This window comes from Enemella dayhoffiae (genome assembly GCF_002250625.1).
Classification (GTDB): domain Bacteria; phylum Actinomycetota; class Actinomycetes; order Propionibacteriales; family Propionibacteriaceae; genus Enemella; species Enemella dayhoffiae.
On record NZ_NMVQ01000003.1, the window covers coordinates 68,349 to 84,244 of the forward strand.

Annotated in this window: 17 protein-coding genes; 13 read left to right on the top strand and 4 right to left on the bottom strand. The window is 69.9% G+C overall.

The annotated features are described in order from the left end of the window. Positions 1-24: 24 nt before the first annotated feature. Positions 25-1,194, bottom strand: coding sequence for a mannose-6-phosphate isomerase, class I (gene manA / locus CGZ93_RS03550; RefSeq protein ID WP_094362781.1), 1,170 nt, complete (start codon positions 1,192-1,194; stop codon positions 25-27). A gap of 90 nt (positions 1,195-1,284) precedes the next feature. On the opposite strand from manA, the gene CGZ93_RS03555 reads away from it, so the two are divergent. Next, positions 1,285-1,581, top strand: coding sequence for a DUF3263 domain-containing protein (locus CGZ93_RS03555; protein ID WP_094362782.1), 297 nt, complete (start codon positions 1,285-1,287; stop codon positions 1,579-1,581). 20 nt (positions 1,582-1,601) lie between these two features. Here the strand turns inward: CGZ93_RS03555 and CGZ93_RS03560 are convergent, their stop codons facing one another. Continuing rightward, positions 1,602-2,000: a hypothetical protein gene (locus CGZ93_RS03560; protein ID WP_094362783.1), complete on the bottom strand. Its 399-nt coding sequence runs from the start codon at positions 1,998-2,000 to the stop codon at positions 1,602-1,604. A gap of 198 nt (positions 2,001-2,198) precedes the next feature. Here CGZ93_RS03560 and CGZ93_RS03565 point away from each other — a divergent pair, with 198 nt between their 5' ends. The 11 genes from CGZ93_RS03565 to CGZ93_RS03615 all read left to right on the top strand — a co-directional run bounded on the left by CGZ93_RS03565 (position 2,199) and on the right by CGZ93_RS03615 (position 13,354). Next, complete coding sequence (locus tag CGZ93_RS03565; protein WP_176451616.1) at positions 2,199-2,801, top strand: YbaB/EbfC family nucleoid-associated protein; 603 nt, start codon at positions 2,199-2,201, stop codon at positions 2,799-2,801. A gap of 13 nt (positions 2,802-2,814) precedes the next feature. Beyond that, positions 2,815-4,326, top strand: coding sequence for a putative sodium/potassium/calcium exchanger (locus tag CGZ93_RS03570; protein WP_094362785.1), 1,512 nt, complete (start codon positions 2,815-2,817; stop codon positions 4,324-4,326). 3 nt (positions 4,327-4,329) lie between these two features. Further along, entirely contained in the window at positions 4,330-5,112 is a 783-nt protein-coding gene (locus CGZ93_RS03575; RefSeq protein WP_094362786.1) for a hypothetical protein, read from the top strand. 220 nt (positions 5,113-5,332) lie between these two features. Continuing rightward, positions 5,333-6,955 carry a chaperonin GroEL gene (groL, locus tag CGZ93_RS03580; RefSeq protein WP_094362787.1) on the top strand — a complete coding sequence of 541 codons (1,623 nt, stop codon included), beginning with the start codon at positions 5,333-5,335 and terminating at the stop codon, positions 6,953-6,955. Between the two features lie 151 nt (positions 6,956-7,106). Further along, the gene (locus tag CGZ93_RS03585) at positions 7,107-7,919 is read left to right on the top strand and encodes a hypothetical protein (RefSeq protein WP_094362788.1); all 813 of its coding nucleotides are present in this window, start codon (positions 7,107-7,109) and stop codon (positions 7,917-7,919) included. Between the two features lies 1 nt (position 7,920). Then, complete coding sequence (locus CGZ93_RS03590; protein ID WP_094362789.1) at positions 7,921-8,220, top strand: hypothetical protein; 300 nt, start codon at positions 7,921-7,923, stop codon at positions 8,218-8,220. Positions 8,221-8,230: 10 nt separating this feature from the next. Continuing rightward, on the top strand, positions 8,231-9,082 hold the full coding sequence (locus CGZ93_RS03595) for a hypothetical protein (protein WP_094362790.1): 852 nt from the start codon (positions 8,231-8,233) through the stop codon (positions 9,080-9,082). Positions 9,083-9,139: 57 nt separating this feature from the next. Next, a complete protein-coding gene (locus CGZ93_RS03600; RefSeq protein ID WP_094362791.1) occupies positions 9,140-10,093 on the top strand; it encodes a DUF389 domain-containing protein in 954 nt (317 codons plus the stop codon). Continuing rightward, the gene (locus CGZ93_RS03605) at positions 10,090-11,229 is read left to right on the top strand and encodes a dipeptidase (RefSeq protein ID WP_094362792.1); all 1,140 of its coding nucleotides are present in this window, start codon (positions 10,090-10,092) and stop codon (positions 11,227-11,229) included. Before CGZ93_RS03600 ends, CGZ93_RS03605 begins: the two co-directional genes overlap by 4 nt. 39 nt (positions 11,230-11,268) lie before the next feature. Further along, entirely contained in the window at positions 11,269-11,964 is a 696-nt protein-coding gene (locus tag CGZ93_RS03610) for a copper homeostasis protein CutC (protein ID WP_094362793.1), read from the top strand. Between the two features lie 7 nt (positions 11,965-11,971). Continuing rightward, entirely contained in the window at positions 11,972-13,354 is a 1,383-nt protein-coding gene (locus CGZ93_RS03615) for an amidase (RefSeq protein ID WP_094362794.1), read from the top strand. Positions 13,355-13,391: 37 nt separating this feature from the next. Here CGZ93_RS03615 and CGZ93_RS03620 read toward each other — a convergent pair whose 3' ends face one another. Both CGZ93_RS03620 and CGZ93_RS18245 read right to left on the bottom strand, forming a co-directional pair. Beyond that, positions 13,392-14,849 (bottom strand): aldehyde dehydrogenase family protein, encoded by a 1,458-nt coding sequence (locus tag CGZ93_RS03620; RefSeq protein ID WP_094362795.1) that lies wholly within the window; start codon positions 14,847-14,849, stop codon positions 13,392-13,394. Beyond that, positions 14,846-15,340, bottom strand: a complete 495-nt coding sequence (locus CGZ93_RS18245) for a hypothetical protein (RefSeq protein ID WP_141211061.1) — start codon at positions 15,338-15,340, stop codon at positions 14,846-14,848. The genes CGZ93_RS03620 and CGZ93_RS18245 overlap by 4 nt, the downstream gene beginning before the upstream one ends. Before the next feature lie 247 nt (positions 15,341-15,587). Here CGZ93_RS18245 and CGZ93_RS18250 point away from each other — a divergent pair, with 247 nt between their 5' ends. Continuing rightward, positions 15,588-15,857 (top strand): hypothetical protein, encoded by a 270-nt coding sequence (locus CGZ93_RS18250; RefSeq protein ID WP_141211062.1) that lies wholly within the window; start codon positions 15,588-15,590, stop codon positions 15,855-15,857. Positions 15,858-15,896: the final 39 nt, after the last annotated feature.

Sequence of the window (15,896 nt, forward strand, 5' to 3'; positions counted from 1 at the left end):
TGCCGATGCCGGGCAGGAGGCGGGTCAGGCGCCGTCGGAGGCGAGGAATCCGCGCGCCGGGCCGCTCACCCGTACGCCGGTTTCGGTCGCGCCGACGAAGGCCGCGCCGCCGCGCTCGATGACCAGCTCCTCGTCGCCGCGGCGCAGGGTGGCGGTGCCGTCGACGACCAGCAGGATCCGCCCGCTGCCGTCGGCGGGCAGCTCGCGGTCGTGGCAATCGGTGAGCTCCCACAGCTCGAACTCCGGGGCCGGGGTTGGCAGCCGGCGTACGCCACCGCCCTCGTCGACCGGCTCGATCGTCCCGGGGAAGCCGGGTGCGAAGTCGACCACCCGGGCCAGCTCATCCAGGTCGACGTGCTTGCCGGTCAGCCCGCCACGCAGCACGTTGTCGGAGTTGGACATGATCTCGATCCCGGTGCCGCGCAGATAGGCGTGCAGGTTGCCGGCGGGCATGAAGAACGCCTCGCCCGGGGCCAGGGTGATCCGGTTCAGCAGCAGCGCGGCCAGAATCCCGGCGTCGTCGCGATAGTCGGCCGCCAGTTCGACCGCGGTGGCGCAGAACCGGCCGAACTCCGAATCCTCACCGGCGTGTGGTCGGGCCGCCTCGACCACCTCCCGGACCAGGTCGTCCTCCGCATCGGCCAGGCCGAGGATCTCCAGGAACACCCGGGCGATCCCGTCGCGGTCGGTCAGCGGCTCCACCAGTTGGTCCGCCTCCGGTACGCCGAGCCGGGCGAACAGCGCGCGGGTCTCGTCGGGGTCGCGGAACCCGCACAGGCCGTGGAACTCGGTCAACGCCAGCAGCGCCTCGGGCTTGGGCCAGTCGTCGCGATAGTTGCGGTGCGGGGCGTCCAGCGGGAGCTGTTCGGCGTCCTCCCGGGCAAACCCCTCGACCGCCTGGGCCCGGGACGGGTGGGCCTGCAGCGACAGGGCGCGGGCGGCCGATAGCACCTTGAGCAGGAACGGCAGCCGCGGCCCGAACCGGTTCACCGAGGTGGTGCCGATCTCCTCGGGGTGCTCGCTCAGGTGGTCGGCCAGGCTGCGGCCGTCGGCCAGCCGGGAGGGTGCCTTGGGGTGGGCACCCAGCCACAGCTCGGCCTGCGGCTCCCCGGTGTCGGCGGTGCCGAGCGCGGCCGGGATGCCATCGGTGGACCCCCAGGGATAGGCCTGGACGGTGCCGGTGATCGCCTGCATGATGCTCCCTGACTCGACGTGCACAGCATCGTAGCCCGCGACTCGCCGAAGGTAATGACAGCGTTGTGGTTTCCTCCTACGATAGGGGCCATGTCAGCCCTGAACTCCCAGCCCGGCACGGATGCGGTCTCCCTCAGCGAGCGGGACGCCGAGATTCTCGACCTCGAGCGGCACTGGTGGAAATATGCCGGGGTCAAGGAGCAGGTCATCCGCGAGCGGTTCGACATGTCGACCACCCGCTACTACCAGGTGCTGAACGCGTTGATCGACAAGCCCGAGGCGCTGGAGCACGACCCGTTGCTGGTGAAGCGGCTGCGCCGGATGCGGGCGGACCGGGCGCGGGCCCGCTCGGCCCGTCGACTCGGTTTCGACCCGGACAAGATCTGAGTCACGCCCCCCGCGCAGCATCAGCCCCGTCGGAAACGGCGGGGCTGTTTTTCGTAGCCCCCGCTGAGCAGCCCGGCCGCACGCTCGAACGGGTTGTCGCTCGCCCAGTCGCCGGTGGTGGCGAACGACCAGGCCGCGGCCACGGCGTACAACGGCAAGAAGGGTACGCCGAGGCAGGCGGCGTACTGCCAGGCGTGGCGGGATTCGTGCTCCAGCAACTCCGGGTTGGCGCGCAGCAGGCTGTCAAAGTCGCCGGCGGTGATCACCACGTTGCCGACCGTGAACGCCCCGGCCACCGGAAACCCGAATCGATAGCCCTCCGCGAGGACCAGCCCCTCGGGACCGACGCGTACTCCGGCGCCGCCGATCCTGGCCACCAACAACCCCAGCGGGGTGCTGAGGTTAACCCAATTCGACATCCATCTGAACAGCAGATGGCGCCCCGGTTTCCCGTGGCGGAAGGGTGCCGATTTTTGAGTATCGCGGCTCACGTGATGAGTATCGCCGGGCGCCGGGGCGAACCGACGCGGTGGCACCGTGAACATGTGCCGAATCAAGATCAGGACCCGATGCAGGAGTTGCAGCGCTCACTCGCCCGACTCCATCAACTGAGCACCATGATCAAGACCGTCAGCCAGCAGGCGGAGGGGCGCGACCCTTCAGGGGCGGTCACGGTGATCATGGACGCCGACCAGCGACTCACCTCGATCACCGTCGCCACCAAGTGGCAGGAGAAGGTCGAGCCGGAGGCGCTGGCGGCCGCGGTGCAGGCGGCCATCAGTGACGCCATGGTGCAGTCCTTCGGCGGCCCCGGTCAGGCCGAGCCCGGCCTGCAGGAGCCTCCGGAGCCGAGCGAGGAGGACCGGCGGCGGGCCCGCGCGATGATCGCCGAGCAGACCGACTTCTTCAGGCGGGCCGCGCAGCGCAGCGAGGGGGAGCTGATGGAGAAGTTGCACGGCGCGATGGCTCGGTTCAACCAGCTGAGCAGCGAGTTGCAGCCCCGACAGGACGGCCCGGCCGAATATTTCAACGCCTCCCGGCGCGCCTCGATCGTCTATCAGGCGGGCTTTCCCGTCGAGGTACGCCTGGACCGCAACTGGGTGAAGAGCCTCAGCGGGATGAGCCTGACCGCCGCGTTCGCCGAGATCCTCGAGCAGGCGGCCGGCGAACGCAACCAGCTCCACCTCGGGCTGGACCGCACGATCAACCTCGGACTCTGAAACGGAGCGATCGATGACGAACCCCGACACCCGGGCCGACTTCTGGTCCGAATTCAGCACCCAGGACGCCCCTCCGCCGATGGCCCCGGCGCCCACCGCGCCGCAACCGACCGGGCACTATCGAGACCCGGTGTCGACGAGCCCGGAGGCGCCCGTCGACCCGTCGGTGCCGAGCCCCGGGGCCGGGACGTTCGATGTGCCTCCGGCCTCCCCGGTGCCGGGTGACCAGCCGGCCGACGCGCCGATGGAGACCGGCACCGAGGGGCCGGGCGCGCCGATGGAGACCGGCACCGAGGCCCAGGGGCTGCAGGGGTCGGCCGGAGGCACGAGTGAGGGGGGTACGCCCAGCGAGCAGGTCGCGGGTGGTGCGTCCGACCGCTCGAGCGAGGCGGAAGTCGGCAGGGAGGGGGCCAGCGCCGAGGTCGACAACCCCGCCCAGTCCGAGCCCGGCAAGGCCGGCGAGGCCGGCGGGGCCGAGGTCGGCCGGGTCGGTGAGGGTGGGCGCCAGGATCCGGTGATCGAGGTTCCGAAGGACCATCAGGAGCTGACCCAGGACGGCACGGTGGCCGACGAGAAGGTGGCCACCCTGCCCGACGGTGGGGTGATCAACACCACCGGCAAGGACACGGTGATCACCACCCGCGACGGGGTGCAGGTGACCCGGCACGCCGACGGCACGGTGAGCGTCGACGCCAGCGTCCGCAACAACTCCGATCCCAAGGCCGGCGACGACGTCTCGGAGCTGCACGGCGACGGCACGTTCATGACCGAGGACGGCACCAAGGTGCAGGTCGACGACGGCAAGGTGATCGTCACTCAGCTCGACGGCACTCGGATGACCATGCTGCCCAACGGCACCGTCGAGGTCGACCTGCCCGACAAGGACGACAAGTCCAACAACCCCGACGACCCCGGTGCCGGTGACGGCAAGGGGGAGGACGACAAGGGCAAGGACGAGGACAAGGGCAAGGACGACGAGAAGAAGGAAGATGAGGGGGCTGGCGATCCCTCCGGCGGCGGTGGTTCCCCCTCCGGCGGCGGTGGTTCCCCCTCCGGCGGTGGCGGTTCTCCCTCCGGAGGCGGTGGTTCCCCGTCCGGAGGCGGTGGTTCCCCGTCAGGCGGTGGTGGTTCCCCCTCCGGAGGGGGCGGCGGCAACAACCAGCCGACCGAGAACCCGCCGGGTGACACCGAGGCGCCCAAGGACACGAAGCCGCCCGGCCCGGCCGAGGACACCGAGTTCAACGTGGCCGACCTGCGCGCCGACGCCGGCACCTACAGCGACCGGGCCAACAAGGCCAAGGGCATCTCGCAGACCTTCACCGGCTTCGACGGCGCCATCCCCGCCTGGGGCGTCTGGTACCAGGCCGAGGGTCCCTACAAGGAGGCGGTCAAGCGATGCGTGACCATCTTCAATGACGCCGAAAAGGCGCTCGACAAGATGTCGGACAAGCTCAACCAGACCGCCACCGACTACGAGAAGACCGAAGAGAAGAACAAGGGCCGGGCCAGGAAGAAGGGGAAGTGAGCCATGCAGGCTGATTCGAGCGGCGGCGGTACCGCCGGGGACGCGGTGCTCTCGCGGACCTGCGACGCGGGCATCCTCACCGACATCATCGGCGGGATCAACACGATCATCGACGGCTTCCAGGGCATTTTCGACACGGCCATGGGGTTCGTCCAGAACGCGATCGACTGGGCCAACCGGCTCACCCTGGGCACCATACCGTGGCTGGATGACGTGCTGAACGCCTGCAAGGAGGCCCGCCAGGCGGTCAACAGGGCGATCGACAAGATCCAGGAGGGGCTGAAGGGCCTGGAGGCGCCCTGGTACATGAAGTGCGTGGGGGAGAAGCTCCGCGACGGCATGGGCCCCCGGATCGAGGAGTTCGCCCAGTCCCTCGACCCCGCCACGCTGCGCTGCAAGCAGTCCTGGAAGGGCAAGGGGGCAGACGCCTTCTTCGCCAGTGCCGACAAGCAGAAGAAGGCCGCCGACGAAACGCTCTCCGGCGTACGCCAGTTCGGCGACCGGATGGTGCAGATGGCCGACCAGGGGATCGTGGCGACCGTGGCCTTCCTGTTCGCCATCGTGATCCTCAGCATCAAGATCGCCGTCGCCATCGCCAAGTTGCCGGCGGTCCCGGTCGGCACCCTGCTCGGCACCGTCGAGCTGTGGGCGCTGGTCGCCGAATGCATCGCGCTGATCGCCGCCTTCGTCGCCTACGTGCTGAACGCCTCCAGCCAGGCCGAGCGCTTCACCGCCTCGGTCCGTGACGTGCCGATGAAGGGGGCCTGGCCGCAGCCCGCGGCCTGAGTTCACCGACACCGTCCGCCTCCGGTACGCCGAGGCCCGCGAATCGTTTGCACTCGACCAAGGGGAGTGCTAAACATGACTTAGCACTCGGTGCGCCCGAGTGCTACCGTCAAGACCGGTGAGGCACCCTCGGGTGCCGTCCGTCGCGGGCATCGCCTTGGCGTACCTGATGACAACCACTGGGGCGTACGCCCCCGATGCGGGAGGACTCCCGGAACACATGGCTAAACTGATTGAGTTCAACATCGAGGCTCGCCGCGGGCTGGAGCGGGGCATGAACACCCTGGCCGACGCGGTGAAGGTGACCCTCGGCCCGAAGGGCCGCAACGTCGTGCTGGAGAAGAAGTGGGGCGCCCCCACCATCACCAACGACGGCGTGTCGATCGCCAAGGAGATCGAGCTCGAGGAGCCCTACGAGAAGATCGGCGCCGAGCTGGTCAAGGAAGTCGCCAAGAAGACCGACGACGTCGCCGGCGACGGCACCACCACCGCGACCGTACTGGCCCAGGCGATGGTCCGAGAGGGCCTGCGCAACGTGACCGCCGGTGCCAACCCGATGGGCCTGAAGAAGGGCATCGAGAAGGCCACCGCAGCGATCAGCCAGCAGCTGCTGGACATGGCCACCGAGATCGAGACCGAGCAGCAGATCGCTGCCACCGCGTCCATCTCGGCCGCCGATGAGACCGTCGGCAAGATCATCGCCGAGGCGATGGAGAAGGTCGGCAAGGAAGGCGTGATCACGGTCGAGGAGTCCAACACCTTCGGGCTGGACCTCGAGCTGACCGAGGGCATGCGCTTCGACAAGGGCTACATCTCCGGCTATTTCGTGACCGACACCGAGCGCATGGAGACCGTCCTCGACGATCCCTATCTGCTCATCGTCAACTCCAAGATCTCCGGCCTGAAGGACCTGCTGCCGGTGCTGGAGAAGGTCATGCAGTCGGGCAAGCCGCTCGTCGTGATCGCCGAGGACGTCGAGGGTGAGGCCCTGGCCGGCCTGATCGTCAACAAGATCCGCGGCACCTTCAAGTCGGTCGCCGTCAAGGCTCCCGGTTTCGGCGACCGTCGCAAGGCCATGCTCGGTGACATCGCCATCCTCACCGGTGGCCAGGTCATCTCCGAGGACGTGGGCCTCAAGCTCGACAACGTCACCCTGGAGCTGCTCGGCACCGCCCGCCAGGTCCGCGTGACCAAGGACGAGACCACCATCGTCGACGGTGGTGGCGAGGCCGACGAGATCGCCGGTCGGGTCAAGCAGATTCGCGCCGAGATCGAGAACAGCGACTCCGACTATGACCGCGAGAAGCTGCAGGAGCGGCTGGCCAAGCTGGCCGGCGGCGTTGCGGTGATCAAGGTCGGCGCCGCCACCGAGGTGGAGCTCAAGGAGCGCAAGCACCGCATCGAGGACGCCGTCCGCAACGCCAAGGCCGCGGTCGAGGAGGGCATCGTCCCCGGCGGCGGCGTGGCGCTGCTGCAGGCGGCCAAGAAGGTCGACCTGGGCGATCTGACCGGTGACGAGAAGGTCGGCGCGCAGATCGTCTTCGGCGCCTGCGCGGCCCCGTTGAAGCAGATCGCCATCAACGCCGGCCTCGAGGGCGGCGTGGTGGCCGAGAAGGTGGCCGGCCTGGAGGCCGGCAAGGGCCTCAACGCGGCCACCGGCGAATACGTCGACATGATGTCCGCGGGCATCATCGACCCGGCCAAGGTGACCCGTTCGGCGCTGCAGAACGCAGCTTCGATCGCGGCCCTGTTCCTCACCACCGAGGCCGTCATCGCCGACAAGCCGGAGAAGGCTCCGGCCATGCCGGCCGGTGGCGACGAGATGGGCGGCATGGGCTTCTGAGCCCGGCCTCCCGGCCACACGCAGCATCCGCAGGGGCGGTCCCGTTTCGGGGCCGCCCCTGCGGCGTTCCCGGGGGTACGCCGGAAGCTTCCGTCACCGGTTGAACGCGTGGTGAACGCCAGGTGAACCGCGGGCAGGACAGGATGGGGTGATGTCCAACAAGTTGCCCGACCTGGCCGCCCTGCAGGACGAACTGGCCGCCGCGCTCGGCGAACTGAGCGCCCTGTCGGGGATGCTGCCGTCGGGGACGCTGTCGCCCGAATCCCGTGGTGAAACCCCGGCCGAGTGGACCGGCCGTTCCGACGACGGACTGTTCGAGGTCACCGTCTCGGCCTCCGGCCGGCTCGAGTCGGTCCGCGTGGACAGCCACTGGACCGCCGAACGCGCGCCGGCGGTGCCCGCGTTGCAGCAGGCGGCCGGCCGCGCCGCCTGTGCCCGACTCGGCATCGACCCGGACACCGCACCCACGGCGTACGCCCCGGCGGAACCGGCCAGCTCGGACCAGGTGGCCGACGTGGTGGCCCGCCAGCAGGGGCTGGTCGAAACCTTCCGACTCGCCTCGCCGCAGGAGCAGCAGGGACGGTTGGAGGCGGCCACAGCACGGCTGGACCAGGCACAGACCCGGCTCGGCCAACGGTCCGCAAGGTCTGCAGGGTCCGAGGGGGCCGACGAACTCACCCTGCGCACCCGCAGCCGGAAGGCCGCGCTCACCTTCACCCCCGACGGGGTGCTGCTGGCCGCCGACTTCGACGCCGCCTGGGAACAGGGGATCAGCCCGGTCGGACTGATGACCGCGCTCAACGAGATCCTCGAACAGTTGCGCGAGGCGGTCCCGGAGTCCGCCGCCGAGGACGATCCGATGGCCGAGCTGAACGACGCCTTCGCCGAGATGCGCTCGATGATGCGCCAGCTCGGCGTACCCGACCCGGGCAAAGCCACCAACACCCGACCGGAAGGAAAGTGAGATGACCGACTTCTCCGTCGAGCTGGGCGCCCTGCGCACCGACGCCGGCACGTTCGAGACCGGAGGCGACAGTGTCGCCAACCTGACCCGGTCACTGGAGCAGTGGCGTGACTGGATTCCCGACTGGGGCATCCTCGGCGAATGCCAGCAGCCGTTCGAGGACCTGGTCGCCCGGGTCGGGGACTATACCCGCGAAGGGGATACCGAGCTGCACTCGGTCGGTCAGAATCTGCGCCACATCGCCGACGTGTACGAACGCGAGGAGCAGGAGAACGTCCACCTCGCCATGAACATCTACTGAGGAGCAGGCGATGACCGTACCGATTCCGTTCCCCTTCCCGCCCGTGATCGACCCGTCCTTCGTGGACGAGCTGGCCGAGCGGATCCGCGGCCTGATCCAGCGGATCCGCGACGCCATCGAGACTGGGGCCCGGCTCTTCCAGCGGGGCCTCGAACTGCTGGCGCGCTTCACTTTTGGCCTGGCCCAGGCCTACCTCGACGGTTTGGTCAGCGCGTTCAATCGCTGCATCGAGATCGTCAACCAGATCGCCACCAAGATCGGCGAGATCATCGACTGGTTGCAGGGCCCGGCGAACGTCGAGGCGCTGGGCCACGCGATCATCAAGACCTATCCGCCCAAGCTGCAGACGCTGTCGGACAGCCTGTTGCGGGAGAAGCTGAAGTCCAACGACTACTGGACCGGCGACGGTGCGGAGGCGTTCTTCGGCTCCGCGCTGCGGCAGAAGGGTGCCGTCGACGCGCTCAAGGGGGCGATCACGCCCCTGGGCAACACGCTGGTGTCGGTGGGATCAAGCGGCAAGAACATCCTGATCGGGCTCGACATCTCCATCACCGCCGCCGCGGTCACCCTGGTCGTCGCGATCGGCGTGACCTGCGCGTTCCCGCCCGCTGCCGGGGTGACGGTACCGATCTGCCTGGCGGTGTTCACGTTCGTCGCCGCGGTGATCGTGGCCGCCCTGGTGGCCGCCAACGCGCTCGCCCAGTCGGTGTCGGGCGCCAAGGCGGCATTCGAGTCCCAGCTGCCGGGGGACGCGCACTGGCCCAAGGGCGTCGGCGGTGGTGGGAAGGCGGCCGCCGAGGCCGAGCGGGACGGCACCGTGACCGACGGTGACGCCTCCTGGTCCACCGGCTACACGCCCTAGCTGTACCTAGCCGCGCCGCGGCGTACGCCGGGCCGCGATCAGCGGCAGGATGGCTGCATGCTTGTGCACCTGCGGCTGACCGTCCCGGCCGACCTGAGCGACGGCGTACGCGACCTGCTGGTCGAGGACCGCTGCACCACCAACGTCACCGTGCAGGCCGGCGTCTCGCTGGATCCGCCAGGTGATCTGATCGAGGCAGACGTGGCACGGGAGGCCGCCGACGAGGTGCTCGAGGCACTGGATCGCAGCGGACTGCCCGAGCGCGGCGGAATCGTGGTCAGCGAGCCGACCGCGACCCCGTTCCGGGCCGCCGTGCGGCTTGAGCAGGAGGCCGAGGGGGAACCGGACGACGGCGTGATCTGGGACGTGGTGCTGCACCAGGCGGAGGCGGCATCGCGGCCGAGTTGGAGCTACTACTCCTTCCTGATCCTGGCCACCGCGCTGGCCGCGGTCGCCGTGCTCACCGACTCCTCGATCATCGTGGTCGGGGCGATGGTGGTCGGTCCCGACTACGGGGTGGTTGCGGCGATCTGCGCGGGCCTGGCGCTGGGTCGTCCGCGGTTGGCCGGGCGGGCGCTGTTGACCCTGGGTCGGGGCTATCTGCTGGCGATCGTCTCGGTGCTGCTGCTCGCCCTGCTGGGGTGGGCGCTCGGGTTCGTCAGCGCCGACCGGGTCGACCGGCCGCGGCCGCTGACGGCGTTCATCTGGCACCCCGACGGCTGGTCCTTCGTGGTCGCCCTGCTGGCCGGAGCTGCGGGGGCGCTGGCGATGACCGCGTCGAAGTCGAACGCACTGGTCGGGGTGTTCATCTCGGTCACCACCATCCCGGCGGCCGGCAACCTGGCGGTGGCGCTGGCCACCTGGGTGGGCAGCGAGATCGTCGGCTCGGTGATCCAGCTCGGCATCAACCTCGCCGGCATGCTGATCGCCGGGGTGGTCACGATGCTGATCCAGCGGCTGGTGGTCCGCCGGCGTGAGCGACGCCAGCCTGTGCCAGAGTCGGTGTCATGACCTCCAGCACCCCCAACGCCTCCGCCGATCCGCTGGTGCCCGTCGTCGACGGGCACAACGACCTGCCCTGGGCGCTGCGCACCCAGTGCCGCTACGACTTCGGCGTACGCGACATCGCGCGGCACCAGCCGACCCTGCAGACCGACCTGCCGCGGTTGCGGGCCGGGGGAGTGCGCGCCCAGTTCTGGTCGGTGTTCGTGCCCGGTTCGGCGACCCCGGTGCCGGGCACGGGCGACTTCTTCGCCGACACCTGCGAACAGGTCGACGCGGTGCACCGGATGGTCGACCGGTACGCCGACGACCTGCGGCTGGTGACCACCCCCGACGAGCTGGACGCCGTGCTCGCCGACGACGCGCGTGGCCCGATCGGGTCGCTGCTGGGCGCCGAGGGCGGTCACAGCATCGACAACTCGCTGGCCTGCCTGCGGACGCTGCACCGGCTCGGGGTGCGCTATCTGACCCTTACCCACAACGAGAACAACGACTGGGCGGACTCCGCCACCGATGAGCCGCGGCACGGCGGGTTGACCGATTTCGGGCGCGAGGTGGTCGCCGAGATGAACCGGATCGGGATGATGGTGGACCTGTCGCACACCGCGCCGAGCACGATGCGCGACGCGTTGGACGTATCGACGGCGCCGGTCATCTTCTCCCACTCCAGTGCCCGCGCGGTGAACGACCACCCGCGCAACGTGCCCGACGACGTGCTGCAGCGGATGGCGGCCGGCGGCGGGTTGTGCATGGTCACCTTCGTCACCAAGTTCGTCTCGGCGGCCGCCGCCGAGTGGGCCGAGGGCTATCAGGCCGCCCAACGGGAGGCCGGGCTCTCCTGGATGGACCGGGAGGCGGAAGCGTTCGAGGCGGCGTACCGGCCGGTGCAGCCGGAGACCACGGTGGCGATGGTGGCCGACCACTGCGACCACATCCGCGAGCTGGTCGGCATCGACCACCTCGGCCTGGGCGGGGACTTCGACGGGACGACCTGGCTGCCCGTCGGCCTGGGCGACGTCGCCGGTTATCCGCGGCTGTTCGCCGAGCTGCGCGGCCGCGGCTGGAGTGACGCGGATCTGCACCAGCTGGGTGCGGGCAACATCGCCCGGGTCTTCCGCGCAGTCAGCGAATCCGCCGCGGCGTAGTTGCCGGACCGCGGCCGGGTCCCGTGGCAGACTCCTGCCATGAGGGGGCTGCTGGAGGTTCTCGCACTGCACCCGGTCGACGCGCAGCGGGCCGAGGAGGGCGGTGCCGACCGGATCCAGGTCGTCGGGTCGCTGGACGACGACGGGTACGCCCCCGCGCCCGAGCTGGTGGAGAGGATGCGCGACGCCACCACCATCCAGATCCGGGTGCTGCTGCGGTTGCGCGAGGGGTTCGGCACCGACGGTGGGGAGTTCACCCGGTTGCGTGGGCTGGCCAGCAGCTATCTGGACGCCGGCGCGGACGGGTTGGTGCTCGGGTTTCTCAACGGGCGTGGAGAAGTGGACACCGAGGTGATCGGTGCGCTGCTGGCCGAGGGTGACTGGCCGTGGACCTTCGACCGGGCGATCGATCGGGTGCTGGACGCCGACCGGGCCTGGCGTACGCTGCATCGGCTGCCGCGGCTGGATCAGGTGATGACCGCCGGATCGGCCCGCGACCTGGAGCACGGGCTGGACGACCTGATCGCCCGCGCCCGGGCGGACGCCGATGAGGCCGGGCTGGTGATGGCCTGCGGCGGCCTGCGCACCGAGCAGGTGCCCTGGCTGGGGCGGGCCGGCGTGCGCGCCTTCCACGTGGACAGCGCAGTGCGCCCGCAGGAATCCCTGAAATCCTACGTGGACGCCGATCTGGTACGCGGCTGGCGTAGCCTGATCGACTCGATCGTCTCGAGATAGGGAGCGCATGGCTGAGTGGTGGCAGCGGACCGGGGTGCAGCTGGCCGACGGCCTGGCCCGGGGGGAGATCGATGCCGAGCAGGTGGCCGAATCGGTGCTGACCCGGATCGCGGATCGTGAACCAGCGTTGAACGCGCTCTGGTTGTACGAGCCGGAGCGGGTGCGGGCCGAGGCCGCTGATTCGCGGGTCCGCCGGGAGGAGGGTCGCGCGCGGTCGCGCTGGGACGGCGTACCGGTGACGATCAAGGAAAACGTTGCCCGCGCCGGCTGGCCGATGCCCGCCGGGACCGCCCTGCCGGATCCGCCGAGGGCTGCGGCCAACGCGCCGATCACCGACCGGCTCGAAGAGGCCGGCTGCGTGATCGTCGGGGCCACCACGATGCCGGACTGGGGAATGCTCTCCTCCGGGGTTTCGAGCAGGCACGGGATTTCCCGCAACGCGTGGGATCAGTCGTTGACCACCGGCGGGTCGAGCGCGGGGGCTGGTGCGGCGGCGGCCGGGGGTTATGGTCCCTGGCACGGCGGCACCGACATCGGCGGTTCGATCCGTCTGCCCGCGACCTGGCAGGGGCTGGCCTCGCTCAAGCCGAGCGAGGGGCTGATCCCCTTGGACGTGCCCTATCTGGGGCGGGCCGCCGGGCCGATATGTCGCCGTGTCGAGGACGTCGCGGCGATGATGTCGGTGCTCGGTGTTCCCGACGCGCGCGACTACAGCACCCGCGGTTATCCGGCGATGGACTGGGCGTTGCGGGTCGACGTCTCCGGGCTGCGGGTCGGCGTCCACACCGAGGCCGGTTACGGGTTGCCCGTGGACCCGAGAATCGCTGCCGCGGTGGAGCATGCGGCCGAGCTGCTGCGCAGTGCGGGGGCGAGGGTGGAGCGGGTCGAGCCGTTCGTCACCGAGGAGTTGTTGAGTGGGATCGACGGGTTCTGGCGGGCACGATCGCTGGCCGACCTGCGCGATCGCAGCGAGGCCGAGCAGGAGTGGGTGCTGCCCTACATCCGGCAGTGGTGCGCCGGGGGAGAGCGGTTCGACGGGGCGCAGACGGTGCGTAACTATCAGCAGTGTGCGGCGCTGGCGCGCGTCACCCGGGCCGCCACCGCGGCGTACGACGTCGTGCTGTCGCCGGTCGCTCCGGTGCTCGCTTTTCCTGCGGAGAAACCGATGCCGCAGGACGACCCGGAGCTGCCAATGCAGCACATCTCGTTCACCCTGCCCTACAACATGTCCGGACAGCCCGCCGGCACGATCAACGCCGACCGCGCCGACGACGGACGCTGGATCGGGCTCCAGGTGAGTGCCGGCATCGGCCGCGACGACCTGGTCGTCGGCCTGCTGCGCTGGTTCGAGGAGCGGCTCCCCACCCCCGACTGGGCCTCCGTCCCCTGAGCGAGCGAGGAACGAGCGAGTCGAAGCGCCTTGAGCCTCAGGCCGGTCGGATCAGCGCCATCTTGGTGACGGTGAACTCCTCCATCGCCCAGCGCGGGCCCTCCCGGCCGATCCCGGAGTCCTTGACGCCGCCGTAGGGCATCACGTCGGACCGGAATCCGGGGATCTCGTTCACCACCACTCCGCCGACCTGCAGCCGGTCGATCACGTCGAAGGCGGTGGCCAGCGAGGCGGTGTAGACGGCACCCTGCAGTCCATAGCGGGAGTCGTTGGCGATCTCGATCGCCTCGTCCAGGTCGGCCACCTCGGTGACACACACGATCGGGCCGAAGATCTCCTCGCGCCACAGCTCGGCATCACGGGGTACGCCGGTGACCAGGGTCGGGCGGAAGGCGCCCTCCCCGGGGCTGCCGTCCTCCCCGTCGAGCACCCGCGCGCCGCGCTCGACGGCGTCGGCGAGCCAGCTGGCGATCCGGTCCCGACTGCGCTGGTCGATCACCGGGGCCACCCGGGTCGCCTCGTCGCGCGGGTCGCCAACGATCACCTCGGGGAGCCGCTTCTGCAGCCTGGACAGGAAATCCTCGGCCACCTGCCGGTCGACCAGCAACCGTTGCACCGAAATGCACGCCTGCCCGTTGGCATAGAACCCGCCGCGGATCACCGCGTCCACGGCCCGGTCCAGGTCGGCGTCGGCGGCGACGATCAGCGCGGTGTTGGAGCCCAGCTCGAGCAGCGCCTTGCGCGGGGCGGCGTTGCGCGCGATCAGGTGCCCGACGGTGGCGGAGCCGGTGAACGACACCACCGCGGCGCGCGGGTCGGTCACCAGCGTGTCGCCCACGTCGACGCCGCCGGTGACCAGCTGGCAGGCCGCCTGAGGGAGTCCGTTGGCGGCCAACTGCTCGCGGACCACCTTGGCCAGCCACAGCGTGGCCAGCGGGGTCTGCGGGGCCGGCTTGCAGATCACCGGGCAGCCGGCACCGATCGCCGGGGCCACCTTGTGCGAGGCGAGCAGCAGCGGATAGTTGAAGCCGGCGATCCCCACCACGACCCCGGCGGGGCGGCGCTGGAAGAAGCCGATCATCCCCTGGCCGGCGGGCTGCAGGTCCAGCGGTACCGTCTCGCCGACCAGGTGCCCGACCTCCTCGGCTGCGGCTTCCCAGGTGGACAGCGTACGCGCGACCTCGACCCGGCAGTCCACCAGCGGCTTGCCCGTTTCCAGTATCAGCAGGGATTCCAGCTCGGCGATGTTCTCGCGCACCGCGTCCGCGACCCCCAGCAGCACTGCGCGGCGCTGGCCGACGGTCGCCAACTCCAGGGCCCGGCGTACGCCCTCGGCGGCGGTCAGCGACTGCTCGGCCTGGGCCACGGTTCCGACCGGCGCCTCGCCCACGGTGCTGCCGTCGAACGGGAACACCACGGTCGAGGTCTCATCGGTGTCGACCCAGGCGTCACCGATCGGCAGTCCGCTGGGCAGGGAATCGAGAAGAGTGCTCATGCGCCGACATTACTGCGTGGGTGCAGGCGACGGTCGGGCCCGGTGGGTGCGGCGGAAAGGGCGTCCCGCCCATCGCCAGGTGGCTGAGTCTGTCGAAGCCCAGATTTCTTTCCACAGGCTCCGGAATTCGTTGGGTGAGGATTCGAACACGTGTGCCAGTATTCTCTTGAGAGGCGGACACCGATGACCCCACCACCACCCGCGCCGAGCTGCTCGCCGCCGTCACCGAATACGGTGATCAGATCGGCGCGCTGGTGGCGAAACGGCTCGTCACGATCGCCGCCCTGTGTGACGCGTACGCGGCGTTGGACCGGGACGAGGACAGCCTGTTTCCGCACGTGCTGCACGGGGAGCAGCTCGTCATGCCCGGGTTTGACGGGACGCCGGAGGTCGCCGAGTTCTTCCACCTCGAACTCGCCATCGCGTTGGGGTGTTCGCCCGGAGCGGCGCAGTGCTGGGTCGCGGATGTGTTGAACCTGCGGCACCGGCATCCGATCCTGTGGCAGCACACCCTTGCGGGCAGGGTGGCGGTGTGGGTGGCGCGGAAGGTCCCGCAGGCCTGTCGGCACCTGTCCTTCCAGCAAGCGCGGCAGTTCGACTCCGAATGGGCACCCCAAGAGGCCGGGAATCGTCACCCCCGACGCAGAACAGTGCCGCCACGGCGCCGAACTGCTGGTGCACGTCAACGCCCTCGACCTGATCCAAGGCCGGGGCGGGGAATCACCCGAACTCGGACCGGTGCTCCGCACGCAGCTGGAGGAACTCCTCGCCCACGGGGTGGACAACGATCACACCAGGGAATGGCCCGAAGGGCCCACCCACCAGACCAACCTCGCCCCGTTCACCCGCACCCCCCACCGAGCGGAAACCCATGCCGGTTTCCGGGTCGAACAGATCAAGAACGGGCTGTTGCACTGGATGACCCCCGGCCGGGCAACAAGCGTGGACCAGCCGTTACGGGACGTGGCGGAAACCGCCGCCCGAACATGTGGTCAACGACCCCACTGAGACCACGAAGAAGATCCAGGCGATGCTGTTCGACGCCGC

Coding starts and splice junctions, on each gene's coding strand:
- CGZ93_RS03560 (WP_094362783.1), bottom strand. CDS start 2,000: ATGTCGAATTGGGTTAACCTCAGCACCCCGCTGGGGTTGTTGGTGGCC.
- CGZ93_RS03605 (WP_094362792.1), top strand. CDS start 10,090: ATGACCTCCAGCACCCCCAACGCCTCCGCCGATCCGCTGGTGCCCGTC.
- CGZ93_RS03610 (WP_094362793.1), top strand. CDS start 11,269: ATGAGGGGGCTGCTGGAGGTTCTCGCACTGCACCCGGTCGACGCGCAG.
- CGZ93_RS03600 (WP_094362791.1), top strand. CDS start 9,140: ATGCTTGTGCACCTGCGGCTGACCGTCCCGGCCGACCTGAGCGACGGC.
- CGZ93_RS03585 (WP_094362788.1), top strand. CDS start 7,107: ATGTCCAACAAGTTGCCCGACCTGGCCGCCCTGCAGGACGAACTGGCC.
- CGZ93_RS03620 (WP_094362795.1), bottom strand. CDS start 14,849: ATGAGCACTCTTCTCGATTCCCTGCCCAGCGGACTGCCGATCGGTGAC.
- CGZ93_RS03595 (WP_094362790.1), top strand. CDS start 8,231: ATGACCGTACCGATTCCGTTCCCCTTCCCGCCCGTGATCGACCCGTCC.
- CGZ93_RS03615 (WP_094362794.1), top strand. CDS start 11,972: ATGGCTGAGTGGTGGCAGCGGACCGGGGTGCAGCTGGCCGACGGCCTG.
- CGZ93_RS18245 (WP_141211061.1), bottom strand. CDS start 15,340: ATGCCGGTGCCGCAGGTTCAACACATCCGCGACCCAGCACTGCGCCGC.
- CGZ93_RS03575 (WP_094362786.1), top strand. CDS start 4,330: ATGCAGGCTGATTCGAGCGGCGGCGGTACCGCCGGGGACGCGGTGCTC.
- groL (WP_094362787.1), top strand. CDS start 5,333: ATGGCTAAACTGATTGAGTTCAACATCGAGGCTCGCCGCGGGCTGGAG.
- CGZ93_RS03555 (WP_094362782.1), top strand. CDS start 1,285: ATGTCAGCCCTGAACTCCCAGCCCGGCACGGATGCGGTCTCCCTCAGC.
- CGZ93_RS03570 (WP_094362785.1), top strand. CDS start 2,815: ATGACGAACCCCGACACCCGGGCCGACTTCTGGTCCGAATTCAGCACC.
- CGZ93_RS03590 (WP_094362789.1), top strand. CDS start 7,921: ATGACCGACTTCTCCGTCGAGCTGGGCGCCCTGCGCACCGACGCCGGC.
- manA (WP_094362781.1), bottom strand. CDS start 1,194: ATGCAGGCGATCACCGGCACCGTCCAGGCCTATCCCTGGGGGTCCACC.
- CGZ93_RS03565 (WP_176451616.1), top strand. CDS start 2,199: ATGATCAAGACCGTCAGCCAGCAGGCGGAGGGGCGCGACCCTTCAGGG.